Origin of the sequence: Streptomyces sp. NPDC091649, from assembly GCF_044756785.1 — a bacterium.
GTDB lineage: Bacteria > Actinomycetota > Actinomycetes > Streptomycetales > Streptomycetaceae > Streptomyces.
Map to the genome: position 1 here is coordinate 109,674 of NZ_JBIVTR010000001.1, position 26,826 is coordinate 136,499.

At 72.1% G+C, this 26,826-nt stretch carries 25 protein-coding genes and 1 pseudogene; 3 read left to right on the forward strand and 23 right to left on the reverse strand.

The genetic code is table 11. The features are described from left to right. Nucleotides 1-89 precede the first annotated feature (89 nt). From whiG to ACIQMU_RS00530, 16 genes are all read right to left on the reverse strand, one after another. On the reverse strand, nt 90-926 hold the full coding sequence (gene whiG, locus ACIQMU_RS00455; protein WP_030085080.1) for an RNA polymerase sigma factor WhiG: 837 nt from the start codon (nt 924-926) through the stop codon (nt 90-92). 253 nt (nt 927-1,179) lie between these two features. Further along, complete coding sequence (gene dprA, locus ACIQMU_RS00460; protein ID WP_402688234.1) at nt 1,180-2,292, reverse strand: DNA-processing protein DprA; 1,113 nt, start codon at nt 2,290-2,292, stop codon at nt 1,180-1,182. Between the two features lie 209 nt (nt 2,293-2,501). Continuing rightward, nucleotides 2,502-4,124: a YifB family Mg chelatase-like AAA ATPase gene (locus ACIQMU_RS00465; RefSeq protein WP_352238445.1), complete on the reverse strand. Its 1,623-nt coding sequence runs from the start codon at nt 4,122-4,124 to the stop codon at nt 2,502-2,504. Continuing rightward, on the reverse strand, nt 4,124-4,483 hold the full coding sequence (locus tag ACIQMU_RS00470; protein WP_352238444.1) for a YraN family protein: 360 nt from the start codon (nt 4,481-4,483) through the stop codon (nt 4,124-4,126). The genes ACIQMU_RS00465 and ACIQMU_RS00470 overlap by 1 nt, the downstream gene beginning before the upstream one ends. A gap of 160 nt (nt 4,484-4,643) precedes the next feature. Next, complete coding sequence (locus ACIQMU_RS00475) at nt 4,644-4,952, reverse strand: DUF2469 domain-containing protein (protein WP_003965949.1); 309 nt, start codon at nt 4,950-4,952, stop codon at nt 4,644-4,646. Nucleotides 4,953-5,016: 64 nt separating this feature from the next. Continuing rightward, on the reverse strand, nt 5,017-5,505 hold the full coding sequence (locus tag ACIQMU_RS00480; RefSeq protein ID WP_352238443.1) for an NUDIX hydrolase: 489 nt from the start codon (nt 5,503-5,505) through the stop codon (nt 5,017-5,019). After that, complete coding sequence (gene lepB / locus ACIQMU_RS00485; protein ID WP_352238442.1) at nt 5,502-6,257, reverse strand: signal peptidase I; 756 nt, start codon at nt 6,255-6,257, stop codon at nt 5,502-5,504. The genes ACIQMU_RS00480 and lepB (ACIQMU_RS00485) overlap by 4 nt, the downstream gene beginning before the upstream one ends. A gap of 50 nt (nt 6,258-6,307) precedes the next feature. Then, nucleotides 6,308-7,204, reverse strand: a complete 897-nt coding sequence (gene lepB, locus ACIQMU_RS00490; RefSeq protein ID WP_352238571.1) for a signal peptidase I — start codon at nt 7,202-7,204, stop codon at nt 6,308-6,310. Further along, complete coding sequence (lepB, locus tag ACIQMU_RS00495) at nt 7,107-8,183, reverse strand: signal peptidase I (protein WP_352238441.1); 1,077 nt, start codon at nt 8,181-8,183, stop codon at nt 7,107-7,109. The genes lepB (ACIQMU_RS00490) and lepB (ACIQMU_RS00495) overlap by 98 nt, the downstream gene beginning before the upstream one ends. Beyond that, a complete protein-coding gene (lepB, locus tag ACIQMU_RS00500) occupies nt 8,176-8,946 on the reverse strand; it encodes a signal peptidase I (RefSeq protein WP_402687976.1) in 771 nt (256 codons plus the stop codon). Before lepB (ACIQMU_RS00500) ends, lepB (ACIQMU_RS00495) begins: the two co-directional genes overlap by 8 nt. A gap of 83 nt (nt 8,947-9,029) precedes the next feature. Further along, entirely contained in the window at nt 9,030-9,380 is a 351-nt protein-coding gene (gene rplS / locus ACIQMU_RS00505) for a 50S ribosomal protein L19 (protein ID WP_352238439.1), read from the reverse strand. Between the two features lie 129 nt (nt 9,381-9,509). Continuing rightward, nucleotides 9,510-10,331: a tRNA (guanosine(37)-N1)-methyltransferase TrmD gene (trmD, locus tag ACIQMU_RS00510; RefSeq protein WP_352238438.1), complete on the reverse strand. Its 822-nt coding sequence runs from the start codon at nt 10,329-10,331 to the stop codon at nt 9,510-9,512. Beyond that, nucleotides 10,331-10,921, reverse strand: a complete 591-nt coding sequence (rimM, locus tag ACIQMU_RS00515; protein WP_352238437.1) for a ribosome maturation factor RimM — start codon at nt 10,919-10,921, stop codon at nt 10,331-10,333. Before rimM ends, trmD begins: the two co-directional genes overlap by 1 nt. Before the next feature lie 123 nt (nt 10,922-11,044). Continuing rightward, nucleotides 11,045-11,284, reverse strand: coding sequence for an RNA-binding protein (locus ACIQMU_RS00520; RefSeq protein WP_003965959.1), 240 nt, complete (start codon nt 11,282-11,284; stop codon nt 11,045-11,047). Between the two features lie 2 nt (nt 11,285-11,286). Further along, nucleotides 11,287-11,724 (reverse strand): 30S ribosomal protein S16, encoded by a 438-nt coding sequence (rpsP, locus tag ACIQMU_RS00525; protein WP_352238436.1) that lies wholly within the window; start codon nt 11,722-11,724, stop codon nt 11,287-11,289. 157 nt (nt 11,725-11,881) lie between these two features. Further along, entirely contained in the window at nt 11,882-12,475 is a 594-nt protein-coding gene (locus ACIQMU_RS00530) for a hypothetical protein (protein WP_265599059.1), read from the reverse strand. Between the two features lie 452 nt (nt 12,476-12,927). Here ACIQMU_RS00530 and ACIQMU_RS00535 point away from each other — a divergent pair, with 452 nt between their 5' ends. Further along, nucleotides 12,928-13,812, forward strand: a complete 885-nt coding sequence (locus tag ACIQMU_RS00535) for a methyltransferase domain-containing protein (RefSeq protein WP_402687977.1) — start codon at nt 12,928-12,930, stop codon at nt 13,810-13,812. A 75-nt stretch (nt 13,813-13,887) separates the two neighbouring features. Here ACIQMU_RS00535 and ffh read toward each other — a convergent pair whose 3' ends face one another. From ffh to ACIQMU_RS00560, 5 genes and pseudogenes are all read right to left on the reverse strand, one after another. After that, the gene (gene ffh / locus ACIQMU_RS00540) at nt 13,888-15,438 is read right to left on the reverse strand and encodes a signal recognition particle protein (protein WP_352238434.1); all 1,551 of its coding nucleotides are present in this window, start codon (nt 15,436-15,438) and stop codon (nt 13,888-13,890) included. A gap of 124 nt (nt 15,439-15,562) precedes the next feature. Then, nucleotides 15,563-18,019 (reverse strand): annotated as a pseudogene (locus tag ACIQMU_RS00545) ([protein-PII] uridylyltransferase); the annotation flags it as partial. A gap of 29 nt (nt 18,020-18,048) precedes the next feature. Next, nucleotides 18,049-18,387: a P-II family nitrogen regulator gene (locus ACIQMU_RS00550; protein WP_352238433.1), complete on the reverse strand. Its 339-nt coding sequence runs from the start codon at nt 18,385-18,387 to the stop codon at nt 18,049-18,051. After that, the gene (locus tag ACIQMU_RS00555; protein ID WP_352238432.1) at nt 18,384-19,736 is read right to left on the reverse strand and encodes an ammonium transporter; all 1,353 of its coding nucleotides are present in this window, start codon (nt 19,734-19,736) and stop codon (nt 18,384-18,386) included. Before ACIQMU_RS00555 ends, ACIQMU_RS00550 begins: the two co-directional genes overlap by 4 nt. 356 nt (nt 19,737-20,092) lie before the next feature. Then, the gene (locus ACIQMU_RS00560; RefSeq protein WP_352238431.1) at nt 20,093-21,565 is read right to left on the reverse strand and encodes a hypothetical protein; all 1,473 of its coding nucleotides are present in this window, start codon (nt 21,563-21,565) and stop codon (nt 20,093-20,095) included. 443 nt (nt 21,566-22,008) lie between these two features. Between ACIQMU_RS00560 and ACIQMU_RS00565 the strand changes: the two genes are divergently transcribed. Further along, nucleotides 22,009-22,656: a bifunctional DNA primase/polymerase gene (locus ACIQMU_RS00565; protein ID WP_352238430.1), complete on the forward strand. Its 648-nt coding sequence runs from the start codon at nt 22,009-22,011 to the stop codon at nt 22,654-22,656. Nucleotides 22,657-22,748: 92 nt separating this feature from the next. Here the strand turns inward: ACIQMU_RS00565 and ftsY are convergent, their stop codons facing one another. Then, nucleotides 22,749-23,951 (reverse strand): signal recognition particle-docking protein FtsY, encoded by a 1,203-nt coding sequence (gene ftsY, locus ACIQMU_RS00570; protein WP_352238429.1) that lies wholly within the window; start codon nt 23,949-23,951, stop codon nt 22,749-22,751. A gap of 219 nt (nt 23,952-24,170) precedes the next feature. Between ftsY and ACIQMU_RS00575 the strand changes: the two genes are divergently transcribed. After that, entirely contained in the window at nt 24,171-25,148 is a 978-nt protein-coding gene (locus ACIQMU_RS00575; RefSeq protein WP_402687978.1) for an LLM class flavin-dependent oxidoreductase, read from the forward strand. A 60-nt stretch (nt 25,149-25,208) separates the two neighbouring features. Here ACIQMU_RS00575 and ACIQMU_RS00580 read toward each other — a convergent pair whose 3' ends face one another. Next, entirely contained in the window at nt 25,209-26,627 is a 1,419-nt protein-coding gene (locus ACIQMU_RS00580) for a sugar porter family MFS transporter (protein ID WP_352238427.1), read from the reverse strand. Between the last annotated feature and the right edge of the window lie 199 nt (nt 26,628-26,826).

A 26,826-nucleotide genomic window follows, 5' to 3' on the forward strand; every position in this document is an offset into this window, starting at 1 on the left:
CTGGGCACGCGTCCACTCTACGGCGGCGGGCGCGCGGAGGAAGGGCACGGCCGCCGATCGGATGGCCGGAGAAGGCCCGGAAGCGGACGTCAGCGACCCGCGTCGGCCAGCTTCGCGCGGAGTTGCAGCACGGACTTGGTGTGGATCTGACTGACCCGGCTCTCGGTCACCCCGAGGACATTGCCGATCTCCGCGAGGGTGAGGCCCTCGTAGTAGTAGAGGGTCACCACGGTCTTCTCCCGGTCGGGGAGGGTGTTGATGGCCCGCGCGAGCAGTCTCCTGAGCTCGCGGTCCTCGGCGACCTCCACCGGATTGTCGGCGGCGGTGTCCTCCAGGGTGTCCATCAGGCTCAGCCGGTCGCCGCCCTCGCCGCCGACGTGCAGCAACTCCTCCAGGGCGACCACGTTCGCCAGCGACAACTGGCTGAAAACAGCGTGCAGTTCCTCCAGTGCGATACCCATCTCCGAGGCGACCTCGGCCTCCGAGGGCGTACGCCGGAACCGGGCCTCCAGCGTGGCGTACGCGCGCTCCACGTTCCGCGCCTTCTGCCGGACGGACCGCGGGATCCAGTCCAGAGCGCGGAGTTCGTCGATCATCGCGCCCCGGATCCGGGTGATCGCGTACGTCTCGAACTTGATCGCCCGTTCGATGTCGAACTTCTCGATGGCGTCGATCAGTCCGAAGACCCCGGACGAGACGAAGTCGGCCTGCTCGACGTTGGACGGCAGCCCCACGCTCACCCTGCCCGCGACGTACTTCACGAGCGGCGAGTAGTGCAGGATCAGCTGCTCCCGCAGCCGCTCGTCACCCGTGGTCTTGTAGGAACGCCACAACTCGTCGAGGGAGGAGGGGGCCGGAGGGCGCACAGTGCCACGCGCAACCGGTGGTACTGCCGCGCGGTCAGACCCGGAGGTGTGCTGGGGCATGTGGTGCCTTGAGCCGTTCTGCCGTGAAGTGCTGGGGGACTTTTGTCTGGGGCGGAATCCTTGTGAGCGTAGCGTGACCACGACGTCGCAGTCCGCGCAGGACGGAAGATCCATGCTGCGTGATTACGTGTCGCCGCTCACGCTGTCCACGCCCGCCGGGGCCGGGGCCGCCGCCGTGGTCACAGGTCGCGGACAGGTCACCGATCGATCGTGCGAGGTCATCGGCCTTACCTTTTCACCCGAATGCTCCAGGTCAAGTACCGCCTCGCCGCGCGTCGGCGTTACGTGCCGGGGGAAGCGTCAACCGCCATACGTCGCCTTCTCGTTCGACGAACCCCAGTGAGTGCAGTTCGTACAGGCGGCCGAGTGTTTCGTCGGCGGACGTCCCCGCGGTGCGGGCGAGGTCACGGGGGTGGGTGACACCGTGGTAGGGGAGCGCTTCGAGCACTCTCGCGGTGACCGCGTCCAGGTGGTCCCTGGGCAGCACCGGGCCGCGACGGGCGGGTGGGAGGTCGCCGATGTCCCCGACCAGCTCGACGACTTCGTCGGCGTCGGTGACGAGCACCCCCTCGCCGCGCAGCAACTCGTGGACGCCCGCCGACAGCCCGCTGGTGGCGGGGCCTGGCACCCCCATCGCGAAGCGGCCGAGCCGTTGGGCCTGCCGGGCGGTGACCAAGGACCCGCTGCGGTATTCGGCCTCGACCACGACCGTTCCCCTGGTGAGCGCGGCGATGACGCGGTTGCGCGTGATGAACCGGCTGCGTGTGGGGTGGGAGGTCGGCGGCAACTCGGCTACGAGGAGACCCTGTTGCGCCAGCCGCTCGAACAACTCGGCGTGCCCGCGCGGGTAGGAGACGTCGACCCCGCAGGCCAGTACAGCCGTCGTCGCGCCTCCCGCGCCGAGCGCGCCGCGGTGTGCGGCCCCGTCGACCCCGAACGCCGCCCCCGACACCACCACCCACCCGCGCTCGGCGAGCCCGGAGCTCAGGGTCGCCGCCATGTGCGCCCCGTAGGGGGTGCAGGCCCTCGCGCCGACCACCGCGACGGAACGCAGGGACCACAGCCGCAGGTCGGGCCGCCCCCGCACCCAGAGCCCGACGGGTCGCCCGTCGCCCAGGTCGTCCAGCTGGCTGGGCCACTCCCGGTCCCCCGGGCAGACGAAGCGCCCGCCCGCGGCCGCGACCGCGGCAAGATCCCGCCCCGGCTCCGCGGCGGCCGCTCGCAGCCGGTATCCCCCCAGTCGTGCGGCGGTCATTCCCGGCAGCTTCTCGGCGGAACCGTCCTCGACGGTGAGCCTCCGCAGCAGCTCCACCGGACCGGTCCGCCGGAGCCAGCGCCCCGCGCGCTCGTCCCCCGGCTCCAGCACCCGGGTCAGCGCGGCCCTGGCCGACCGCTCCGACTCCGGGTCCCCGCCCGGCCCCCGGACGCCGCCTTCGCCCCGCTCCCGCCCCGGCGCCCGGCCCTCCTCCCGGTCAGCCTCCCGGCCGGGCGTCGGCCCGCACTCCGGTCCCGAAGCCGCGGCGTTTCCCCGCCCGCCCGGCTCCGACCGGCTCCGGTGCTCCTCCGCCGGCCCGGTCACCGCTGCCCCGCCCCCATCGGCACCCCGCGCTGGACGCCCGTCCGCAGCTCCAGGGCGACCGCCACGTCCGAGGCGTCCGGGCGGCCGGCCCCCCGCAGGTCGGCCACGGTCCACGCCACCCTCAGCACCCGGTCCAGGCCCCGGGCCGTGAGAGCCCCGCGTTCCAGGTCCCGCTCCGCCGCCGCCAGCGCCCCCGGGGCCGCCGGCAGCCGGGTCCGCAACTCGTGGCCGGGCACCTCGCTGTTCGTGGTCCACGGGGTGTCGGCCAGCCGCTCGGCCGCCCGTGCCCTGGCGTCCCGTACCCGTGCGGCGACGACGGCCGTCGACTCGCCCCGGCCGCCGTGCCCCAGCAGGTCCGCGCGGTCGACCGGCTCGACCTCGATCCGCAGGTCCACCCGGTCGAGCAGGGGCCCGGACAGCCGCGCCTGGTAGCGGCGGACCACCGAGGGCGGGCACTCGCAGCCCGCGCCGGTGAGCGTGTGCCGGCCGCAGGGGCACGGATTGGCGGCCAGCACCATCAGGAAACGGGCCGGCAGCCGCACCACCCCCGCCGCCCGCGCGACCACTACATGACCGGACTCCAGGGGCTGGCGCAGCGCGTCGAGCACCTTCCCGGAGAACTCCGGAGCCTCGTCCAGGAAGAGCACTCCGCGGTGCGCGAGGGACACCGCCCCGGGCCTCGGCATCCCGTTGCCCCCGCCGACCAGGGACTGCATGGTCGCGGAGTGGTGCGGGGCGCAGTAGGGGGCCCGGGAGACGAGCGGTTCACCCGGGGGGAGGATGCCCGCCACGGAGTGGACCGCCGTCACTTCGAGGGATTCCTGCCGGGTCAACGGCGGCAGCACCGACGACAGCCGCTCGGCCAGCATGGTCTTTCCCGCGCCCGGCGGACCGGAGAACAGCAGGTGGTGTCCGCCGGCGGCGGCCACCTCCAGAGCCTGGCGCGGACGCGGCTGCCCCGCGACGTCCGCGAGGTCCGGCCGGTGCCCGTCGCTCCGCGCGGCGGCCGGGGCGAGCCCCGTGCCGAGGCCCGTGCCGGGGATCATGAGCCCGGCCAGCATGGCGTCGGGGCGGCCCTGGCCGTCGTAGGGCTCCTCGGGCACCGGTTCGTCGCACAGGACGGCGATGAGCTGCCGCAGGCTGCGGACGCCGAGGACCGAGACTCCGGGCACGAGGGCCGCCTCCCCGGCCGTCTGCTCGGGGACGACGACCTGTTCGTACCCCGCTTCGGCCGCCGCGAGGACGGCGGGCAGCACTCCCCGCACCGGACGCACCCGGCCGTCCAGCCCCAGTTCGCCGATCATCACCACGTCGGCGACGGACGCGGGGTCGATCCGCTCCGCCGCGCCGAGGACCGCGCAGGCGACGGCGAGGTCGAAGCCCGAGCCGCTCTTGGGCACGGAGGCCGGCGAGAGGCCGACCGTGAGCTTCTTCTGAGGCCACTCGGCCCCGGAGTTGACCACGGCGGCCCGCACCCGGTCCCGGCTCTCGACCAGGCTCTTGTCCGGCAGCCCGACCAGGGTGAACGCCGCCACTCCCGGCTCCAGGCCCGCCTGGACCTCCACCACCACGCCCTCGACGCCGACCAGCGCCACGGAGCATGCTCGCGCGAAGCCCATCAGGACACCCCCCGGGCGTGCTCCGCGACCGGGGCCCCGCGCCGGGGCACGGTCACCCCGATCAGATCGATGCGGGCCCCGCCGGGCGGCGGTCCGCCGTGCCGGTCGAGCCAGATCTCGGCGAGCCGCCGCAGTCGGTCGGCCTTGACCGGGCCGACTGCCGCCATGGGGTGTTCGAAGGCATGTGACCTGCGCGTCTTCACCTCGCAGAAGACCAGGGCGTCGCCGTCCCTGGCCACGATGTCGATCTCACCGGCGCGACAGCGCCAGTTGCGCTCGACGACCGCCATCCCGGCTTCGGCCAGCAGTCGCGCCGCCAGATCCTCGCCGTACCGCCCGAGTGCGCCCCGTGCGTTCATATCGGCACCACCTCCGGCACCGACTGTGACCCGGCCCGCCCGAAGATGTGGATCTTGGTGGACAACTCCGCGGATGTGGAAAACCCGGCCACCCGCAAGGGTGACCGGGCCCTTCCTGCCACGTGCGTATCGGCGGCCCGACACCGCGGGCCGCGCGGGGTCAGCCTCCCGGAAGTTCCAGATCGCTCTTGTTGAGCTCTTCGATGTTGACGTCCTTGAAGGTCAGCACGCGGACCTGCTTGACGAACCTCGCGGGCCGGTACATGTCCCAGACCCAGGCGTCCGCCATGGACACCTCGAAGAAAACCTCACCCTGGACGGAGTGCACCTGCATCTCGTAGTCGTTGGTGAGGTAGAAGCGCCGTTCGGTCTCGATCACATATTTGAACAGACCGACGACATCGCGGTACTCCCGGTAGAGCTTCAGCTCCATCTCGGTCTCGTACTTCTCGAGGTCCTCGGCGCTCATGGCATGTTTCCCCTTCAGCCGTGCGTGCCCCCATTGTGCGTCAGCCTCCGGCGCCCCTGGACGACTAGGCGATTTCGGGGGCCAGAACCAGCGGATCACTCGGGGGGCCCTCGTCGAGGAGCGTGCGCAGCAGCTCGGCGAGTCTGGTCGGGTACACCGTCTCACGCGTCGTGAGCAGTTCGGCGGAAGTCCACCACCTCAGACCGGCGACGCTGCGCAGTTCCAGGTCGGTGAGGCCCTGCGGAGAGGTGGCGGTCCGCGTCGTACGGGCCAGGTAGTACCACTCGTCCTGGTCCCACCGGCGCCCGTCGAAGGGGAAGGAGCAGATCCGGGTCCAGAGCGGCGGGCCCAGCTCGACGTCCGTGATCCCGGTCTCCTCGGCGAGTTCGCGGCGGGCCGCCTGCTCGCGGGTCTCGTCGCCCTCCAGACCGCCGCCCGGGGTGAACCACCAAGTGACGGCCGGGTCGTCCGGCTCGTATCCGTGCAGCAGCAGTACGCGGTCGTCGGGGTCCAGGAGGACCACCCGGGCGACCCTGCGCGCCCCGGCGGTCACCGGCCCGCTCCGGTGCCCGCCCTCCGGCGGGCGAGGCGCGCGGCCAGGGGCCCGTACACCGATCCGGCGAGGATCAGCGCCGCTCCCACCAGGATCGCGCCCACCTGGAGCGGCAGCGGGCCGGCCGCGGACACCCCGCCGGGCAGCGCGGCGAACGAGGACGGCCGGTCGATCATGCCGTTCATCGGCCAGGCGACCGCGTCCACCCGGGCCCGCACGGCGCTCAGCGGCACCGAGCCCTCGCCGGCGTCCTGGAGGTGGACCCGGGAGTCCAGGGAGGTGGCCCGTTCGTCGCCGAGCAGGAAGATGTGGCCTCGGGGCACGGTGGCGGAGAAGTCCTGGGGCGAGGCCGGCGCCGTCCCGCCCGCTGCGGCGGGTCCCGGGGCGAGGTACGGCTCGTCGACGGGCGTCCCGTTCACGGTGAGCCGTCCCTCCCCGTCGCAGCAGGCCACCTTGTCACCGCCGGTCCCGACGACGCGCTTCATCATCGGTGTGGCGCCCCACACCTCGTCGGTGAAGACCACCACGTCACCGCGTCGGACGTCGGCGCCGTCCATCCGCTCGGCCAGCACCCGGTCGCCGGGGTTCACCGTGGGGGACATCGAGGCGGTCGGGACCGTGTACGGCTGGTAGACCACCGCCGCCCAGAGGAAACCTCCGAGGAAGAGCACACAGCCGACGGCCACGGCCAGACCCGACACCAGGGCGCCGGGCCGGCCGCGGCCGGATTTCTCGCGTTCTGTACGGCTCATCCCAGCGCTCCCCCGTCGGAGATCGACAATCGCTGATCCGAGTCGGCACCCTACCCGGCGGTACCCCCGGAGGTCAGCCTCCTGCGGCGCCACAGCACGAGGGGCAGCGCTCCGGCCACGCCCAGTGCGGCCGGCGCCATCGAGGCGGCCGCGTTCAGACCGGACTGGTCGAAGGTGCCGGGGACCGGGAGGGTCGACCAGCGGTCCAACGGCCAGGCGACGACGACGGCGCGGCCGACGACCTCTTCCGTGGAGACCGTGCCCTGGCCCGGGAGCTCCTGGTGGTAGCGCGAGTCCAGGGAGTTCTGCCGGTGGTCGCCCATGACGAAGATCCGTCCGTCCGGCACCTCGATCGGGCCGAACGGCTTGTCGTTGCACGGAGTGTTCCCCGGGAAGATGAACGACTTCTCGTCCAGGCTCTTCCCGTTGACCATGACCGGCCCGTTCTCCTTGCACTCCACGGTGTCGCCGCCGACCGCGATGACCCGCTTGATCAGGTCCTTCTCCTCGGAGGACGGCATCAGGCCGATGAAGCTCAGGAACTTCTGCACCGCGTTGGGCTCCGGGGTCACGGTGTCCTCCAGCCAGCCGCCCGGGTCGTGGAAGACCACGACCTCGCCGCGCTCCGGCTCCGAGCCGAACCACGGGGTCAGCTTGTCGACCAGCACCCGGTCGCCCCGCTGCAGAGTGTTCTGCATGGAGTCCGAGGGGATCGAGAACGCCTGGACCAGGAACGTCTTGATCAGCAGCGCCAGGACCAGGGCGATGCCGACGAGCAGCGGCAGCTCCAGCCAGAAGGACCGCTGCCTCCTGGGGCGCCTGCCACCGTCGCCGTCCGAGGTGTCGTCCTCACCCTCCGGCGGGACCGCCGCCCCTCCCGCGGGAGACTCGTCGCGCTCCGGCCGGTCCTCGGGTTCGTCGTGTCCGGATCGTGCGCCGACCGCCAAATCCCCCACATCCACTCCTCAATACGTGCCACTGCCCGCGCCCGATCCGGTGCAGGCCCACCACTCCCATAACGAGCGGGAGTTCCGCAGGGGTCGGGAGCCGGACCATTCCATAGCGATCCGGAGGTGCCACACTATTCGACGGGGCCGAAACCGCCGCCTTCGATGTACGCGCGTCCGGGACCGCGGCGAAGGCGTCGCGCTCCTCCAGCGTGCTCCAGTGGCCGAAGGGCCAGGCGATCACGACGGCCCTCCCCACGACCTCTTCCTCCGCGACCGTGCCGTGTTCGGGTTCGTCGAGGTGGAAGCGGGAGTCGGCGGAGTCGGAGCGGTGGTCCCCCATCACGAACAGCCGCCCCGGGGGGACCTTCACCTCGAACGGGATGGCCGAGGGCCGGTCGTCGGGGTGGAGGTACGTCTCGGCCGGCGCTGTGCCGTTGACGGTGACCCGGCCGTCCTCGCCGCAGCACTTCACGGTGTCGCCGCCGACCGCGATGACCCGCTTGATCAGGTCCTGCTCGTCGTCGGACGGCAGCAGTCCGATGAAGGCCAGCAGTTCGGTGACCTGCTTGACGCCGGCCGGCCGGTCCTTCTGCTCCCCGGGGTTCTCCTGCCGGAGCCAGCCGCCGGGGTCCTCGAACACCACGACGTCGCCGCGCTGCGGCTTCGATCCGAACCACGGGGTCAGTTTGTCCACCAGCACCCGGTCGCCGATCCGGATGGTCTGTTCCATCGATCCGGAGGGGATGACGAACGCCTGGACCAGGAACGTCTTCAGGACGAGCGCGATCAGCAGCGCCACGACGACGAGGACGGGTACCTCCTTCACCGCGGACCGGCGGCGCCTGCGCCGGACCTTCCTGGCGAGCCGGCGGCGTTCCGCCCGGGTGGGCAGGGAGCGCGGCCCGGTGGACACGCTCCCGGCCGGCGCGGACGCGTCGGGTTCCGGAGCGCCGCGCGGACGTCCGCGGTTACCCATGCGCCGCGCCGGGCGCCCGTACGCCGCCGAAGGCCCCGGTCCCCTCCAGCGAGCCCGCCCGGGCGGGCGGCCAGCCCAGCCAGTCCACCCGGCCGGTCACCCGCTCGACGGGGACCATCCCGCCCCCCGGCGATCCGAGGTGGTCCCGGGAGTCGCGGGAGCGGCTGCGGTGGTCGCCCATCATCCACAGGGTCCCTGCGGGCACCACGATGTCGAAGGGGGCACGGGAAGCGGTGTCACCGGGGTACAGATACGGCTCGTCCACCGTCACGTCGTTGACCGCGAGCCTCCCGCGGGCGTCGCAGCAGACGACGCGGTCGCCGCCCACTCCCACGACGCGCTTCACGAAGTCGGTGTCGGCGGGCTCGGCGAGTCCCAGGGAGGCCGCCGCCCCGTGCACCAGTCCGGTCAGGGGGTTCGCGCCGAGGTCCTCGCGCACGAACGAGCCGGTGCCGTCGAAGACCACCACGTCGCCGCGCTCCGGCTCGGCGCCGAAACGGTACGCCAGCTTGTTGACGAGGACCCGGTCCCCGACCCGCAGCGTGGGTTCCATCGAGCGGCTGGGGATCAGGAAGGGCTGCACCACGTAGGAGCTGAACAGCAGCAGGGCGACGGTGGCCGCGACCGCGCCGCCGAGCACCCGCCGCCAGGACAGCGCGGAGGCGATACGGGCCCGCGTACGCGAAGAGCGCGACCTCTCCCCGGGCCCGGTGTCGGGTTCCGGGGAGCGGTCGCGCTCCGAGTGCTGTGTCGGCGTGTCCATCGCGGCCGAATCCTATCCGGCCGCACTGTGGACGCCAGAGGGTGCCTTGCCGGTCATGCCGGAGCGGCTCCCTCGACGACAGCTCAGTTGTCGCGCTTCTCCTTGATCTTCGCGGCCTTGCCGCGCAGCTCACGGAGGAAGTACAGCTTGGCGCGACGGACGTCACCGCGGGTGACGAGCTCGATCTTCTCGAAGATCGGGCTGTGCACCGGGAAGGTACGCTCGACGCCGACGCTGAAGGAGACCTTGCGGACCGTGAAGGTCTCGCTGACGCCCGAGCCCTGGCGGCGGATGACGATGCCCTTGAACTGCTGGATACGGGAGCGGTTGCCCTCGATCACGCGCACGTGGACGTTGACGGTGTCACCGGGGCGGAACGCCGGGACGTCCGAACGGAGGGTGGCGGCGTTGACGCCATCGAGCAGGGAAGTCATGGTTTCTGCTTTCTTCGCCGATGCCACAGGTCATCGACGGAATGTCGTTGAAGAGTTCGGGTGCTGATCACATCGGGCGGGCGTCTGTCCCCCTGTGGCAGGGGCGCACTCCGGACGTACAGCAGCGGCCTATTCTTCCACGGCTGTGGGCCTGCGCCAAAATCGGCCGCCGGGCTCCGGTGCGAAGCCGAGGATGGAGAGGATCTCGCGGTCCTTCTTGTCGAAGGCGCCGGCCTCGCACCGCTCGATCAGGTCGGGCCGGTTGAGGGCGGTGCGGGCGAACGCCTGGTCCCGCCGCCAACGTGCGATCTTGCCGTGGTGGCCGCTGAGCAGGACGTCCGGGATGGAACGGCCGCGCCACTCGGGCGGCTTGGTGTAGACGGGGCCCTCCAGGAGGTCGGCCATCGCGCCCGGGGCGAAGGAGTCGTCCCGGTGGGACTCGGCGTTGCCGAGGACGCCGGGCAGCAGCCGGGCCACGGCCTCCGTGATCACCAGGACGGCCGCTTCCCCGCCGGCCAGTACGTAGTCCCCGATGGAGACCTCGACGACCCGAAGCCGGGTGGCGTACTCGTCGATCACCCGGCGGTCGATGCCCTCGTACCGCGCCGGGGCGAAGACGAGCCAGGGCTCGGCGGAGAGTTCGACGGCCAGCTCCTGGGTGAACGGGCGGCCGCTGGGCGTGGGCACGACGAGCACCGGGGAGCGGGCCCCGGTCTCGTAGCCGTCGGCCAGGGTCTCGTCCAGCGCCTCGCCCCAGGGCTCGGTCTTCATGACCATGCCGGGGCCGCCGCCGTAGGGGGTGTCATCGACCGTGTTGTGCCGGTCGTACGTCCATTCCCGCAGGTCGTGGACGTGGACGTCGAGCACCCGGCGGGCGCGGGCCTTGCCGACGAGGGAGACGTTCAGCGGTTCCAGGTACTCCGGGAAGATCGTGACGACGTCGAGCCGCATCAGGCGTCGCCCTTCGGCGCCTCGTCCGCGTCCCCGGCGGCGTCTTCCTCTTCGTCGCGCGAGGAGGCGATCACGGCCTCGCTCTCGTCGATCAGGCCGGGCGGCGGGGTGATGACCGCGCGCTGCTCCTCCAGGTCGATCTCCGTGACGATCTCCTCCACGAAGGGGATCATCACCTCGGAGCCGTCGGGGCGCTCCACGATGAACAGGTCCTGGGAGGGCAGGTGGGAGATCTCGGTGATCCGGCCGATCCCGGTGCCGTCGGCGAGCACCACGTCGAGGTCGATCAGCTGGTGGTCGTAGAACTCCTCGGGGTCCTCGGGGAGTTCCTCCGGGTCCACCTCGGCGATCAGCAGGGTGTTGCGCAGCGCCTCGGCGCCGGTGCGGTCACGCACACCCTCGAAGCGCAGCAGGAGCCTGCCGCTGTGGACCCGCCCCGTCTCGATGGTCAGCGGGCCCGTCGCCGCCGGTTCGGTGGCCAGGACGGCGCCGGGTCCGAGCCGCAGCTCCGGCTCGTCCGTTCGTACCTCGACGGTGACTTCGCCCTTGATGCCGTGGGCGCGGCCGATCCGCGCGACTACCAACTGCACGCTGTTCTCCGATTGGTGGGTGGGGACGCCGGCCTGTCGCGGAAACGTCCCGGGTGGCCGACGACAAAGGCCGGGGACGGCCCGAAGGCCCTCCCCGGCCCTGGCCGGTGTTCAACTCGCTTGTCAGCGAACCTGGTCCACATCGACGAGGTCGACGCGGATCCCACGGCCGCCGATGGCGCCCACGACTGTCCGCAGAGCGCGAGCGGTGCGGCCGTTACGGCCGATCACCTTGCCGAGGTCGTCGGGGTGGACCCGGACCTCCAGCACGCGCCCGCGGCGCAGGGTGCGCTCGGCAACCTGCACGTCGTCGGGGTTGTCGACGATGCCCTTCACGAGGTGCTCGAGAGCCTCCTCGAGCATGCTCAGGCCTCGGTCGACTCGGTGGACGCGGCGTCGGCCGCCTCGTCCGCCTTCTTGTCGGACTTCTTGGCCTTGGGGGTGATGGCCTCACCCTTGGCCTCGTCGCCGTCCGAGGTCAGTGCCTCGAACAGCGCGCGCTTGTCGGCCTTGGGCTCCGGCTGCAGCAGCGGCGCGGGGGCCGGGAGGCCCTTGTGGGCCTGCCAGTCACCGGTGAGCTTCAGGATCGCGAGGACCGGCTCGGTCGGCTGGGCGCCGACGGACAGCCAGTACTGCGCGCGCTCTGCGTTGACCTCGATGCGCGAGGGGTTCTGCACCGGGTGGTACAGGCCGATCTCCTCGATGGCCCGGCCATCACGGCGGGTACGGGAGTCGGCGACGACGATGCGGTAGTGAGGCGAACGGATCTTGCCCAGACGCTTCAGCTTGATCTTGACTGCCACGGAAGTGGTGTCTCCTGGTCTATGACGTGGTTGGGCACAACTAGATGCCACGTGGGGTTGCGGTACTCGGAGTGCCCGATGGACGCGTCAGCCGGAGGAGAGAGGGGTCCTGTGCGACTGTCGAGTACAGCTAGCCATTGTGCCACACCCCGTCGGCTCACCCCACCGCGACCGCCGCTTCCGGGATCCGGAACGGCTTGCCGCAGCCACCGCAGACGATCGGCGCCTGCGCCAGGACCGACGGGACGACGCGGACGTTGCGTCCGCAGTCGCAGACGGCCTTGACCCGCACACCGCCCCCGGAGGAACCGTGCCGGGCGGCGGGGCCGCGGAAGGAGCGCTTGGTGTCGGCGGCGGTGGCGACGGTGTGCGCCTTGAGGGCGCGCTGCAGCCGTTCGATGGTCGGGCGGTACCGGCGCTTGGCTTCCGGAACCAGCGTGACCAGCGAGAATCCGCTGCTGGGGTGGGGTTCCTCGGCATGATCGAGGCCCAGCTCCTCGGCGATCGCGAGGAAGCGTCGGTTGTGGTAGCGGCCGGCGCGGGAGGTGTCTCGGACTCCTCTCGCGGCGGCGATGCCGTGGACTGCCTCGTGGAGCAGTCGCTCGAAGGAGAGCTCGGCGCCACAGGCGGACGAGGACTCTCCGATCAGGGACTCGGGCGCGGCAAGATCGGGCAGCTCGGGGTGGTACCGCTGAATGTCGGCCCACGCCTGTGCCAGCTCTGCGGCAAGTACAGGTGGTGTCGTGCTCACGTCGTGACAACGAGCCCGAGTGCTCCGGTGTTCCTATTCCGGGGCATCCCAAATAATTTGCACGTACCAGTCAGTTGCCCTTGATGCGTCCGGACGAGGGCGGGTGCGCAGAACTGCGGAGAAGACGCACAGCTCACACCAAGGTGGTGCACAGCGCGCGGTGCGCCGGACGCTGTGCGGGTGAGGTGCGCGAGCGGCCCGCGCTCCTGACGAATCCGCCCGAGAGACTACCCGCCCCTCCGCTCGACGTGCCCGGCGCGGGGTGTCGGGTAAGACTGGTCGGAGAGCACACGTGGCGCGGGGCGCACGACCGGGGCACGCAAGCACTGCTCCACGACCCCTGGACGGAACGGCGGATGCGCAGTTCTCTGGCTTCGGGGGTGCGGAACATACGCACACGGGGGACGTCCACTCGGGCACGACCGACCTCTTGGCGGATTGGGGCACTTTCCATGACACCAACGCTCGTCCGGAACCAGCCGGCCGCGGACGCCTCCGCGCCGGCGGTCGCCGGTACCCGCGCACGCGACTGGGCCGAGATCCAGGAACGCATGCTCGCGCCGCTGTACGAGGCGGTGTACGACCGGATGGAAGTCGGGGCCGCCACCCGGATGCTGTCCCTCGGCTGCGGCTCGGGTCTCGCGATGCTGGTCGCGGCGGCCCGGGGGGCGCACGTCACGGGTGTGGACTCCGACCGGGAGCGCCTGGCGCTGGCCCGCGCGCGGCTGCTGCCCGACGCCGACTGGGACGACGCGCCCGCGCACTCCCCGCATCCGGCCCGTCGGCGGGCCCGGCTGCTGGAGGACGGGCGGCCCGCGCCCGCCGGCGCGGACGGCGCTCCGTACAACCTGATCACGCTCTTCGAGCCGATCGGCTGCGCGGCGGGCGACTCCGAGGAGCTGATGCCCACGCTGCGGTCGGCCGTGCCGCTGGCCGTCCGGGGCGCCGCGGTGGTGCTGACCGGCTGGGGCCCTCCGGAGCGCTGCGCCACGGCCGCCGTGCTGCGGGTGGCCGCCCGGCTGGCGGAGTCCACCCGCCCGCCCCGTACGGAGCCGGGCAGGTGGCGGCCGACGCTCCGGGACGATCTGGAGGACGTGGCGGCGCGGGCCGGGCTGAAGCCGGACGGTTCGGGGCGGGTCTCCTGCCCGTTCGGCTACGCGGACGTGAGCAGCGCGGTGCGCGGGCTGCTGTCCACCGGGCTCTTCGACGCGGCCGTACGGGCCGCGGGCCGCTCCCGGGTGGAGAAGGAGGTGGCGGAGGCGCTGGGTCCGTACCGGCGGCAGGACGGGACGGTGTGGATGCCCAACGTCTTCCGCTATCTGGTCTGCGTGACCTGAGCGGGCGGACGGCACGTCATGCGTGAGGGGCGCCCTTGCTCAAGGGCGCCCCTCACGCATGGTGCTCGGACGGTCCTACATGAACTTCTTGAACTCGTCCGGCAGCTCGAAGTTCTTGTCCTCCTGGGCGGGCAGACCGAACGCGCCGCCCTGGGCCGCCGCCTGCTCGCGGCGCTCCGCTGCGGCGGCCTCCTCGGCCTTGCGCTTCATGGGGTTGCCGCTCTTGCGCTTGCCCTTGGCCTGCTTGACCTGCTTCTTCTGGCGGCCGGGGCCGCCACCCATGCCGGGCATCCCCGGCATCCCGGGCATGCCGCCGCCCTGAGCCATCTTCGACATCATCTTGCGGGCCTCGAAGAAGCGCTCCACCAGACTCTTGACGGCGGAGACCTCGACGCCGGAGCCCTTGGCGATACGGGCCCGGCGCGAGCCGTTGATGAGCGTCGGTTCGGCGCGCTCCCTGGGGGTCATCGACTTGATGATCGCGGCGGTGCGGTCGATGTCGCGCTCGTCGATGTTGTTGATCTGGTCCTTGATCTGCCCCATGCCGGGCAGCATCCCGAGCAGCTTGGAGATGGAGCCCATCTTGCGGACCTGCTCCATCTGGGCCAGGAAGTCGTCGAGCGTGAAGTCCTTGCCGCCCTTGCTCGACTGCAGCTTCGAGGCCATTTTGGCGGCCTCTTCCTGGCTGAACGTCTTCTCCGCCTGCTCGATCAGGGTGAGCAGGTCACCCATGTCGAGGATGCGGGAGGCCATCCGGTCGGGGTGGAACGCGTCGAAGTCCTCCAGCTTCTCGCCGTTCGACGCGAACATGACCTGCTTGCCCGTGACATGGGCGATCGACAGGGCCGCGCCACCGCGGGCGTCACCGTCGAGCTTGGAGAGCACCACGCCGTCGAAGCCGACGCCGTCGCGGAATGCCTCGGCGGTGTTGACCGCGTCCTGTCCGATCATCGCGTCGACGACGAAGAGGATCTCGTCGGGGCTGACGGCGTCGCGGATGTCCGCGGCCTGCCGCATCAGCTCCTGGTCGATACCGAGGCGGCCGGCGGTGTCGACGATGACGATGTCGTGGACCTTGGACTTGGCGAACTCGATGGAGTCCTCGGCGACCTGGACCGGGTCGCCGACGCCGTTGCCCGGCTCGGGGGCGTACACCGCGACGCCGGCGCGCTCGGCGACGACGCTCAGCTGGTTGACGGCGTTGGGGCGCTGGAGGTCGCAGGCGACGAGCAGCGGGGAGTGGCCCTGGCTCTTCAGCCAGAGGCCGAGCTTTCCGGCCAGTGTCGTCTTGCCCGCGCCCTGGAGGCCGGCGAGCATGATGACGGTGGGCGGGTTCTTGGCGAACCGCAGCCGCCGGGTCTCGCCGCCGAGGATGGAGACGAGCTCCTCGTTGACGATCTTGACGACCTGCTGGGCGGGGTTCAGCGCCTGGGAGACCTCGACGCCGCGCGCCCGCTCCTTCACGTTGGCGATGAAGGCCCGGACCACGGGCAGGGCGACGTCGGCTTCCAGCAGGGCGATACGGATCTCGCGTGCCGTGGCGTCGATGTCCGCCTCGGACAAGCGGCCCTTGCCCCTGAGGTTCTTGAAAGTCGCGCTAAGGCGGTCGGAGAGAGTATCGAACACGGCGCTCGTCGGTCCTCAGGGTCGGGGGCGGGGCAGGTCAGTCGCCCTCCAGGGTATCCGTCCCCCGGAGAACACCAAGCCCTCGCCCGGAACCTGCCGGACGAGGGCTTGTCGTCAGCGGCCGGCCGAGGGTCTTCTCGACCTCCCGGGCGACCTCCGCGGCCCGGGCCGGGGGCAGCGGTCCGCCGTCGGCCCCGGTGACGTAGAAGGCGTCCACGGCGTTGGCGCCGAGGGTGGAGACATGGGCGCTGCGCACCCGTACCGCGCTCTGTTCGAGGGCCCGGCCGATCCGGTGCAGCAGGCCCGGGGCGTCCTGGGCGCGGACCTCGATGACGGTGGCGCGACGGGAGCCCGCGGCGGCCACGGCCACCCGGGGCGGCGGGGCCTTCACGCCGCGTCGGCGCGGGTAGGCGGCCTCGCGCTCGGCCAGGCGGGCCCGGATGTCCAGGGAGCCGTCGAGGGCGCGTACGAGGTCGGCGCGGAGGCGGGCGGCCTGCGGGAGGGACCCGTACTCGGCGGCGACCCGCCAGCTGAGCAGCAGCAGGTCCGCCCGCTCACCCAGCTCGTCGGGCAGCTCCACCGCGCGCAGGTCGGCGGAACGCACGGTGAGGCGGTGCAGGGCGAGGACTCCGGCGGCGGCGGGCAGGACGCCGGGGCGGTCGGGCAGGGCGATGAGGAGTTCGACGCCGACGGGTTCCACTTCGCCGTCCCCGGCGGGCTCCTCGGGCCCGGTGCGCAGGGTCAGGACGGGTTCGCCGGTGCGCAGGGCCTCGACGGCGAGGCGTTCGTGCTCGGCGCCGGGCGCGTCCTCCCCCGGCTCCTCGGGCGACTGCCCGGCGAGGACGGCGGCGACGCGTCCGACCAGGTCGGTGACGAGGGAGGCGCGCCAGGCACTCCAGGCGGCGGGCCCCGTGGCGAGCGCGTCCGCCTCCGTGAGGGCGTGCAGGAGTTCCAGGGTGGAGGTGCTGGAGACGGCGGCGGCCACCGACCGCACGGTGGCGGGATCGTCGAGGTCGCGCCGGGTGGCGGTGTCGACGAGCAGCAGATGGTGGCGTACGAGGGTGGCGATGACGCGCACGTCGTGCTGGTCGAACCCGATGCGGGTGGCCGTGTCCCGGGCGATGGCCTCGCCGGCCACGGAGTGGTCGCCGGGCCTGCCCTTGCCGATGTCGTGGAGGAGGGCGGCGATCAGGAGGAGGTCGGGGCGGTGGACGCGGCGGGTGAGGGAGGCGGCGCGGACGGCGGTCTCCACGAGGTGCCGGTCGACGGTCCAGGTGTGGACGGCGTTGCGCTGCGGGCGGCAGCGGACGTGTTCCCAGTCGGGCAGCAGCCGGGTGACGAGCCCTTCCGCTTCGAGCGCCTCCCAGACTCCGACGGTGGCCTCACCCGCGCCGAGCAGCGTGACGAGTTCCTCGCGGGCCTCGGGGGGCCAGGGGACGGGCAGCGGCCGGGCGGTCGCGGCCAGGTGGCGGACGAGATGGCGGGAGAGCGGGAGTCCGGCCTCGGCCGCGGCCGCCGCCGCGCGCAGAGGGAGGGCCGGGTCGCGTTCGGGGCGGGCCGCGCGGGCGAGGACCACTTCGCCGTCCGCTTCCACCACGCCGTCGGCGAGCGGGGTGCGTTCGGGGGCGGGCCTGGCGGAGACGCGGCCGCTGAGCACGGCGCGGAGCCTCGGGCGGACGGAGCGGGCGCGCAGGACCCGGTTGACCTCGCGCCAGGTGACGTCGGTGGCGTACGAGACGGTGCGGGCGGCCTCGTACACCGTGTGCAGCAGGGCGTCGGCGTCCAGGAGGCCGAGGGCCCGGGCGACCTGGTCCTGTTCCTGGAGGGCGAGGCGGTCGGTGGCGCGACCGGTGGTGAGGTGCAGCGCGTCGCGGGCGTCCAGGAGGACCGCGCGGGCCTCGGCGAGCCCTTCGCGGGGAGCGTCGGCGACCCAGGAGGCGGCCACCGCGCGCAGGACGGTGGCGTCGCGGAGACCGCCGCGGGCCTCCTTGAGGTCGGGTTCCAGGAGGAACTGGAGCTCGCCCGTCCGCTCCGCGCGGTCCCGGCACAGCTCGTGGAGGGCGGGGAGGCGCTTGGGGGCCTGGTCGCGCCAGTCCGCGAGGACCGCGGTGCGCAGGGCTGAGGCGAGGCCGGGGTCGCCGGCGACCGGGCGGGCGTCCAGCAGGCCGAGCTGGACCTTGACGTCCTCGCCCGCCGCCTTCCTGGCCTCGCCCGGGGTGCGTACGGAGTGGTCGAGGGCCAGGCCCAGGTCCCAGACCGGGTACCAGATGCCGTCGGCCAGGGCGGCGAGGGCCGCCGCGCCGGCGCTGCCGTCGTGCAGCAGGAGCAGGTCGAGGTCGCTGCGCGGGGAGAGCTCGCCGCGGCCGTAGCCGCCGACGGCGACGAGGGCGGCGCCGCGCACCCCTGCGCGTGTCGCGGCGGCGGTGAACAGGCCGGTGAGCCAGTCGTCGGTGAGGCGGGCGAGGGCCGCACGGCGCGGCGGCCCGGGCCGCGCCTCCTGCTGGAGGAGGCGCAGCCGGGCCGCCGCGTAGCCGCTGGGCCCCGGGCCTTCGGTTTCCGTGGTCACTTCGGTACGCGTCACCCGGCTGCCTTCCGTTGGCGGGTCGTCGGTCAGAGGGCGTCCGGGCCGCGCTCGCCCGTCCGGACGCGGACGGCGGTCTCGACCGGCACGCTCCAGACCTTCCCGTCCCCGATCTTTCCGGTGCGGGCGGCCTTGACGACGACCTCGATGAGCTGTTCGGCGTCCTCGTCCTCGACGAGGACCTCGATGCGGATCTTGGGAACCAGGTCGACGGTGTACTCGGCGCCCCGGTAGACCTCGGTGTGGCCGCGCTGGCGCCCGTAACCGCTGGCTTCGGTGACGGTGAGCCCCTGGACGCCGAAGGTCTGGAGGGCCTCCTTGATCTCGTCCAGGCGGTGGGGCTTCACGACTGCGGTGATGAGCTTCATGCGTCCACCTTCTGTGTCTTCGGTGCTGCCGTCGGGTCCTGGGCCGACGCGGCGGGGCGGGAGACCGTGCCGCCGCCGGCACCGCTGAAGTCGTACGCCGTCTCGGCGTGCTCGACCTGGTCGATGCCGGAGATCTCGTCGTCCTCGGAGACCCGCATCCCGATGGTCCGGTCGAGCAGGAGGGCGATGAGGGCGGAGAGAACCAGGGAGTACCCGAGGACGGCGACGACGCCGACGGCCTGCTTGCCGAGCTGTTCGAGGCCGCCGCCGTAGAAGAGGCCCTTGGCGTCGGACTGGACGCCGCCGGTGGCGAAGAAGCCGACGAGGAGCGAGCCGATGATGCCGCCGACGAGATGGACGCCGATGACGTCGAGGGAGTCGTCATAGCCGAACCTGTACTTCAGGCCGACCGCCATGGCGCACAGGACGCCGGCGACGGCGCCGATCGCGATGGCGCCGAGCGGGCTGACGGAGCCGCCCGCCGGGGTGATGGCGACGAGTCCGGCGACCGCGCCGGAGGCGGCGCCCAGGGTGGTGAAGGAGCCGTGGCGCAGCTTCTCGTAGACGAGCCAGCCGAGGACGGCGGCGGCGGTGGCGACCTGGGTGTTCAGGAACATGACCGCGCCGACGCCGTCGTCGTTGCCGAGCCAGGACCCGGCGTTGAAGCCGAACCAGCCGAACCACAGGAGGGCCGCGCCGAGCATGACGAGGGGCAGGCTGTGCGGGCGCATCGGGTCCTTCTTGAAACCGATGCGCTTGCCGATGACCAGGATGACGCCGAGAGCGGCGCCGCCGGCGTTGATGTGGACGGCCGTGCCGCCGGCGAAGTCGATGACGCCCATCTCGAAGAGCCAGCCGCCGGAGCCCCAGACCCAGTGGGCGACCGGGAAGTAGACGACGCTGACCCACAGGACGACGAACGCCGCCCAGGCCGTGAACTTCACCCGGTCGGCCAGGGCGCCGCTGATCAGGGCCGGGGTGAGGACGGCGAACATCAGCTGAAAGACGGCGAAGACGTACACCGGGATGGTGTAGCCGTCCCAGAGTTCGGTGACTCCGATGCCGCTGAGGCCGACGTAGTCGGTGCTCCAGCCGATGACCGAGCCGACGTCGGAGCCGAAGGCGAGGCTGAATCCGTAGAGCACCCACAGGATGGTGACGATCCCGAGGCTGATGAAGCTCATCATCAGCATGTTGAGGGTGCTCTTGACGCGGACCATGCCTCCGTAGAAGAAGGCCAGGCCGGGGGTCATGAGCATCACCAGGGCCGAGCAGATGAGCATGAACCCGGTGTTGGCGGCAGACAGCCCGGGGGCGTCTGCGGCAAGCGTCGTGATGCCTGGGGGCATCGGCGTCTCCTCGTCGTCGGTGCGGCCGCGGCGTGCGGGGAATGCTGCGGGACCACTGGGAAGGTGCGGGCCGGTTATGAGCCACGAGGTTGGCCGAGGGCCGTTTCCGGGGATGCCGCACGGTGTTTCGCGGGCGTGACGAAGCGGGAGCGCGTGTTACGGCCGGATGAAGCCGGGGTGGCGCGTCCGGTGCCCCGCCTGCCACGCGGCGTACGCCGCATACGGTGCGGGGAGGGGTCGCGCGGGCGGCAGGACAGCACGAAACCGGCCACGGCGGCCCTCCGGGTGACCAGGCGATGGGGGAGCCGGGTCGGGCTGTACGGGAGGGGCGCCGCGGCCGGGGCCGGGAGTGCCGGTCAGACCGCTTCGGCGGTCTCCGGCAGCTGCTCGTGGAGCAGCTCGGTGAGCCGGGCGACGTCGGCGACATCGCCGAAGTCCCTGGCGGCGGTGTCGACCGTCTTGCGCAGGCGGGTGTTCACCCGCTCGGAACGGACCTTCTTGGCGATCTTCAGGGCGCGGGCGGCGAGCACGGTGGACTCCTCGGGCTCGCGCTGGAGGAGGTGGACGGTGGCCATGCCGATGAGGTTGAGCGCGTAGGAGCGCTGGTGCTCGTCGTCCTCGCCGAACAGCTCGACGGCCTTCTCCATCACGGGCTCGGCGAGTGAGGCGTAGGTGGGGCTGCGGCCGGCGACGTAGGCCAGGTCGCGGTAGGAGTGGGCGTTCTCGCCGTTCAGCTCGGCCTCGGAGAAGAAGCGGATCCAGTCGGGTTCGGGCTCGCCGTCGAGGCCGGCGTCCAGGAAGGTGTCCTCGGCCATCCGGACGGCCCGCTTGCACTTGCTGGGCTGGCCCATGTTGGCGTAGGCGCGGGCCTCCATCGCGTACAGCATCGCCTGCGTACGGGAGGTGGCGCAGTCGCGGCTGCCGTACTGCGCGAGGTGGATCAGCTCCAGGGCGTCGTCGGGGCGGCCCAGGTGGATCATCTGGCGGCTCATGCTGGACAGGATGTAGCTGCCGAGCGGTCTGTCGCCGGCCTCCTTGGCGGCGTGCAGGGCGAGCACGAAGTACTTCTGGGCGGTGGGCTGGAGACCGACGTCGTAACTCATCCAGCCGGCCAGCTCGGCCAGTTCGGCGGCGCAGCGGAAGAGGCGCCGGGCGGTGGGCCCGGGCTGGGGCTCCTGGAGCAGGTCGGTGACCTCGTGCAGCTGCCCGACGACGGCCTTGCGGCGCAGTCCGCCGCCGCACTGGGCGTCCCACTGCCGGAACATCGCGGTGGTCGACTCCAGCAGGTCCAGTTCGGGCCGGGAGAGCCGGGAGGGGCGGTGGGCGGCCGGGGACTCCGGTTCGCCCCGGGTCTGGGCGGGCACGGGCACCAGCCAGCGCTGCATCGGCTCGATGAGGGCGGGCCCCGCGGCCAGCGCCAGCGAGCTGCCGAGGAAGCCGCGACGGGCGAGCATCAGGTCGCTGCGGGAGAACTCGCTGAGCAGGGCGACGGTCTGGGGGCCGGCCCAGGGCAGGTCGACTCCGGCCACCGAGGGTGACTGGTGGGCGGTGCGCAGTCCGAGCTGCTCGACGGCGACGACGGCTCCGAAGCGTTCCGAGAACAGCTCGGACAGGATGCGCGGGATGGGCTCCCGCGGTTGTTCGCCGTCGAGCCAGCGCCGCACCCGGGAGGTGTCGGTGCTGATGTGGAGGGCGCCCATCTGCCGCGCCCGCCGGTTCACCTGGCGTGCCAGCTCGCCCTTGGACCAGCCGCTGCGCACGAACCACGACCCCAACTGCTCGTTGGGACGCTTCCCGGCATCCGTGTCGCCCGTGCCGCTGCCACTCACTGGAACGCCCCCATCCCGCCGAAACCTCATCGCGCGAACCATTATCGGAATGCTGTGCATAAATGCCGTGCATCGGTGCTGCCCGTACGGGAGTTGGACACCCTCGAACAGGGAAGCGGGTTGCCTGCGGCATACCCGTGGGCGCACATACTTCCAGGGTTCGCGTACCGACGGTAATCCTACGATCACCCCTCTCGCGAGGCGGATTGAGCAAACGCCACCATTCGCCACCCCTTCGAATGAACCCGACTGCCGCTGAGCGCGCTTGACTTGAGCGATCAGGACCGAGGGCGAGCGGACGGAAGCACTCGGGGGCGCGCACACCCTGTCGCACTCCCTGGTCGCACTACCGCGCACGCCACTCGATCGAGTGTGCAGCGACGGAGGGTTACCCGGGCGGCGCGGGTCGTAACCACCGACGAGCCGGACCCGTTGGAGGGGGCATGGGCTTCACGATCGGCGGCATCCGCGAGATGCGATCCGGTGCGCGGCGACGCCACCGCGGCACCGAGGGCACGGCGGTGGCCGAGTACACGGGACTGTGGGGCTGGGCGGTGACGCCCGGGGCGCGGGCCCGGGCCGGCTCCTGCTCGTGCGGCGCTCCGGACTGCCCGGCGCCGGGAGCCCACCCTCTCGGGTTCGCCCGGGAGGTCCCGCCGGGCACCGGCCTGGACCACGCCTCGGACGCCTGGGCCAGGACACCGGGAGCGGCGATGCTGCTGCCGGTGGGCCGCTCCTTCGACGTCCTGGAGGTCGCGGAGCAGGCTGGGCGGCGCGCACTGGTGCGGATGGAGCGGATGGGGCTGCCGTCGGGGCCGGTCGCGGTGACGCCGACCGGGCGGGCGCAGTTCCTCGTCGCCCCCGGGGCCGCCGCCGAGCTGCCCGAGCTGCTCTACCGGATGGGTTGGGACGACACGGGCCTCGACCTGCGCGCGCTGGGCCCGGGGACGCACATCACCGCCCCGCCCTGCGACCTCGGCGGCCTCGGCCCGGTCCGCTGGCTGCGCCCCCCGGCGCTGGACACCGCGACGGCTCCCCCGCAGGCGCGGTTGCTGCTGGGGACCCTGGCGTACGTCTGCCACCGCTCGTAGGCGGACACGGCGACGGCGGACGGGCGGCGGCTCCTGCGAGGAGCCTGCCGCCCGTCCGCCGTGCGGGGCCGTGCCGGGTGCGAGAACGCGGGTCAGTCGCCGATCAGGGCGTCCACGAAGGCGCCCGGCTCGAACGGGGCGAGGTCGTCCGCCCCTTCGCCGAGGCCGATCAGCTTCACGGGCACGCCCAGCTCGCGCTGGACCGCGATGACGATGCCGCCCTTGGCGGTGCCGTCGAGCTTGGTGAGCACGATGCCGGTGATGTCCACGACCTCCGCGAACACCCGGGCCTGGACGAGGCCGTTCTGTCCGGTGGTGGCGTCGAGGACGAGCAGGATCTCGTCCAGCGGGCCGTGCTTCTCCACGACGCGCTTGACCTTGCCCAGCTCGTCCATGAGGCCGGTCTTGGTGTGCAGCCGGCCCGCGGTGTCGATGAGGACGACGTCGGCGCCCTCGGCGATGCCTTCCTTGACCGCGTCGTAGGCGATCGACGCGGGGTCGCCGCCCTCGGGCCCGCGGACGGTGCGGGCGCCGACGCGTTCGCCCCAGGTCTGGAGCTGGTCGGCGGCGGCGGCGCGGAAGGTGTCGGCCGCGCCGAGCACCACACTGCGGCCGTCGGCGACGAGCACCCGGGCCAGCTTGCCGGTGGTGGTGGTCTTGCCGGTGCCGTTGACGCCGACGACCATGACGACGCCGGGGGTCTCGGCGCCGCCCTCGGTCTTGACCTCGCGGTCGAAGTCGGGGCCGAGCAGGGTGATCAGTTCTTCGCGGAGCAGGGTGCGCAGGTCCTCGGGGGTACGCGTGCCGAGTACGCGGACGCGCTCACGGAGCCGCTCGACCAGTTCCTGGGTGGGGGCGACGCCGACGTCGGCGGTGAGGAGGGTGTCCTCGATCTCCTCCCAGGTGTCCTCATCGAGGTTGTCGCGGGAGAGCAGGGTGAGGAGCCCCTTGCCCAGCGAGTTCTGCGAGCGGGCGAGCCGGGCCCGCAGGCGGACGAGCCGGCCGGCCGTGGGCTCGGGGACCTCCAGCACGGGGGCCTCGGCGACCGGGGCCACCTCCACGGGCGCGGTGGCGTCCGGGAGGCCGACTTCGTCGATGGTGCGCCGCGCTTCGTCGCGCGGCGTCTCGGCCTCCTCGCCGACCTGCGGTTCGGCGGGAGGGGTGATGGTCGGCGCGCTCGGCGGCGGGGGCGGCAGCTTCTTCTTCTTGCGGCTGCCGACCACGAGCCCGCCGACCAGGCCGACGGCGACCAGGGCGATGACTACAGCGAGGATGACGATTTCGACGAGTTCCATAACCCGTCCAGTATCGGCCACGGCCGTACCGCGGGCGCTGCCTCGGCCCGCCCCCGGCGATCCGCCGGAGCCATATGCACCTTTTGGCGGCAATGCGCATACCCACCCCTACACTTCTGACGCTTCGTCAGCTACCGTGCCGCCCACCCGCGGCCCGGGCCCGCACCGCCGGCCCGACCGCTCCGTCCACCCCGTCCACCATGCGAAGGGACGCCTCTGATGGCCTTCACCGTGGTCCGGTTCAATCCCGTCGAGCCCGGCTCCGCACCCGCGTCGCTCTCGGCCCGCTACCGCGCCGCCCTGGAGATGGTGGCGTACGCGGACGAGCGCGGTGTCGACACCGTGCAGACGGAGGAGCACCACGGCGTGGCGGACTCCTGGCTGCCCTCGCCCTTCACCTTCGCCGGGGCGGTCTTCGGCGCCACCCGCCGGATCGCGGTGACCGTGTCGGCGATCATCGGGCCGCTGCACGACCCGCTGCGCCTCGCGGAGGACATCGCGGTGCTGGACCTGCTGAGCGGGGGCCGGCTGGTGACGGTCGCGGGGATCGGCTACCGCCCCGAGGAGTACGAGCGGGCCGGGGTCGCGTGGGGGCGGCGCGGCAGGCTCCGGGACGAGCTGCTGGAGACGCTGCTGGCGGCGTGGACCGGGGAGCCGTTCCCGTACCGGGGCCGTACGGTACGCGTCACCCCGCGCCCGTACACGCGGCCGCACCCCCTGCTGCTGGTCGGCGGCAGCTCGCGGGCGGCGGCGCGGCGGGCGGCCCGGCTGGGGCTGCCGCTGTTCCCGAGCGCGTATCTGCCGGAGCTGGAGGCTTACTACCACGAGCGGCGCGCGGAGCACGGGACGGAGGGCTTCTACATGATGCCCTCGCGGCGCACACCGCTGCTGCACTTCTCCGAGGACCCGGAGCGGGCGTGGGCGCCGTACGGCGGGCACCTGCTGCACGAGGCGCGCACGTACGCCTCCTGGCAGTCCGAGGACATCCGCTCGGCGGTGCGCTCCTCGGCGTCGACGGTGGCGGAGCTGCGCGAGGAAGGGGTGTACCGGATCGTCACGCCGGACGGGCTGCGGGCCCTGGAGGCGGAGATCGTGGTGCTGCATCCGCTGTGCGGCGGGATGCCGGTGGAGGAGGGGTGGCGCAGCCTGCGGCTGTTCTGCGGCGCGCTGGAAAAGCCGGCGGCCCCGGCTCGGTGAGCCGGGACCGTCGATCGAGGAGAGGGGCAGCGGGGCAGGGGGCGGCCGGACGGACGCTCCTCAGCCCATCTCCTCCAGCGCCTTGCCCTTGGTCTCCTTCACGAATTTCAGCACGAAGGGGATCGAGAGCACGGCGAAGCAGGTGTAGATGATGTACGTCCCCGAGAGGTTCCAGTCGGCCAGGCTCGGGAAGCTGGCGGTGATCGCCCAGTTGGCGATCCACTGTGCGAAGACGGCGACGCCGAGGGCGGCGGCGCGGAGGCGGTTCGGGAACATCTCGCCCAGGAAGACCCAGACGACGACACCCCACGACAGGGCGAAGAAGAGCACGAAGGTGTGGGCGGCGATCAGGGCCACGACACCCTGGGTTTCGGGCAGCTTGCCGTCGACCAGGTCGGCGGAGAAGGCCCACGCCTCGACGGCGAGCGCGAGCGCCATACCGACGGAGCCGACGAGGGCGAGCGGCCTGCGGCCCACCCGGTCCACCAGCACCATCGCGATCACCGTTCCGATGATGTTGATGATCGAGGTGGTGAAGGAGTAGAAGAACGAGTCGGTCGGGTCGATGCCGACGGACTGCCACAGCGTCGCCGAGTAGTAGAACGCGACGTTGATGCCGACGAGCTGCTGGAACATCGAGAGGCCGATGCCGACCCAGACGATGGGCAGGAAGAAGAAGCGGTTGCCGAGCAGGTCCCTGAAGGAGGACTTGTGCTCACGGTGCATCGCGGTCTCGATCTCGGCCACGCGGGCGTCGAGGTCGATGTTCTTGCCCTCGACCTCTTCGAGGATCTTGCGCGCCTGCTCCTTCCGGCCGACCGAGATGAGGAAGCGCGGGGACTCGGGGATGGCGAAGGAGAGCAGCCCGTACAGGATGGCCGGGACGACCATCACGCCGAGCATCCACTGCCATGCCTCCAGGCCCATGATCTCGCCGCGCTGGTCGCCGTCGGCGATCTGGAGGACCGCGTAGTTGACCAGCTGGGAGATGGCGATGCCGATGACGATCGCGGCCTGCTGGAAGGAGCCGAGCCGGCCGCGGTAGGCGGGCGGGGAGACCTCGGCGATGTAGGCCGGGCCGATCACCGAGGCCATGCCGATGGCGAAGCCGCCGACGATGCGCCACATGGCGAGGTCCCAGAGCGCGAACGGCAGCGCGGAACCGATCGCGCTGGCCGTGAAGAGCACCGCGGCGATCCGCATACAGCGGATGCGGCCGATCCGGTCCGCGATCCGGCCGGCGGTGGCGGCGCCGATCGCACAGCCGATCAGCGCGACGGCGATGACCTGGGCGAGCGTGCCGGACCCGATGTCGTACCGGTCGCGGATCGCTTCGACGGCCCCGTTGATGACGGAGCTGTCGTAGCCGAAGAGGAAGCCGCCCATCGCGGCGGCCGCGGTGATGAAGATGACATGGCCGAGGTGGTCCGGGTGGGCCGCTCGGGCCGCGGACTCGGGTCCGTTCGCTGTGCTGGTCACGTGAGCTCCTGATGCCTGGCCGCAAGTCAGACGTGGGGGGTGAGCCTTCCTAGTGGGGCACACCATCCCGCCCGCCACCACTTGAAGGCTAAATCGACCTTGCAGAGGTTATGCGTTCAAGAAGCGAAGTCAAACAGTGGGTCGATCCGCGTGTACCCAGGGGCGCCCGGAAGGTGCGTCACACATCTGATGATTTGGT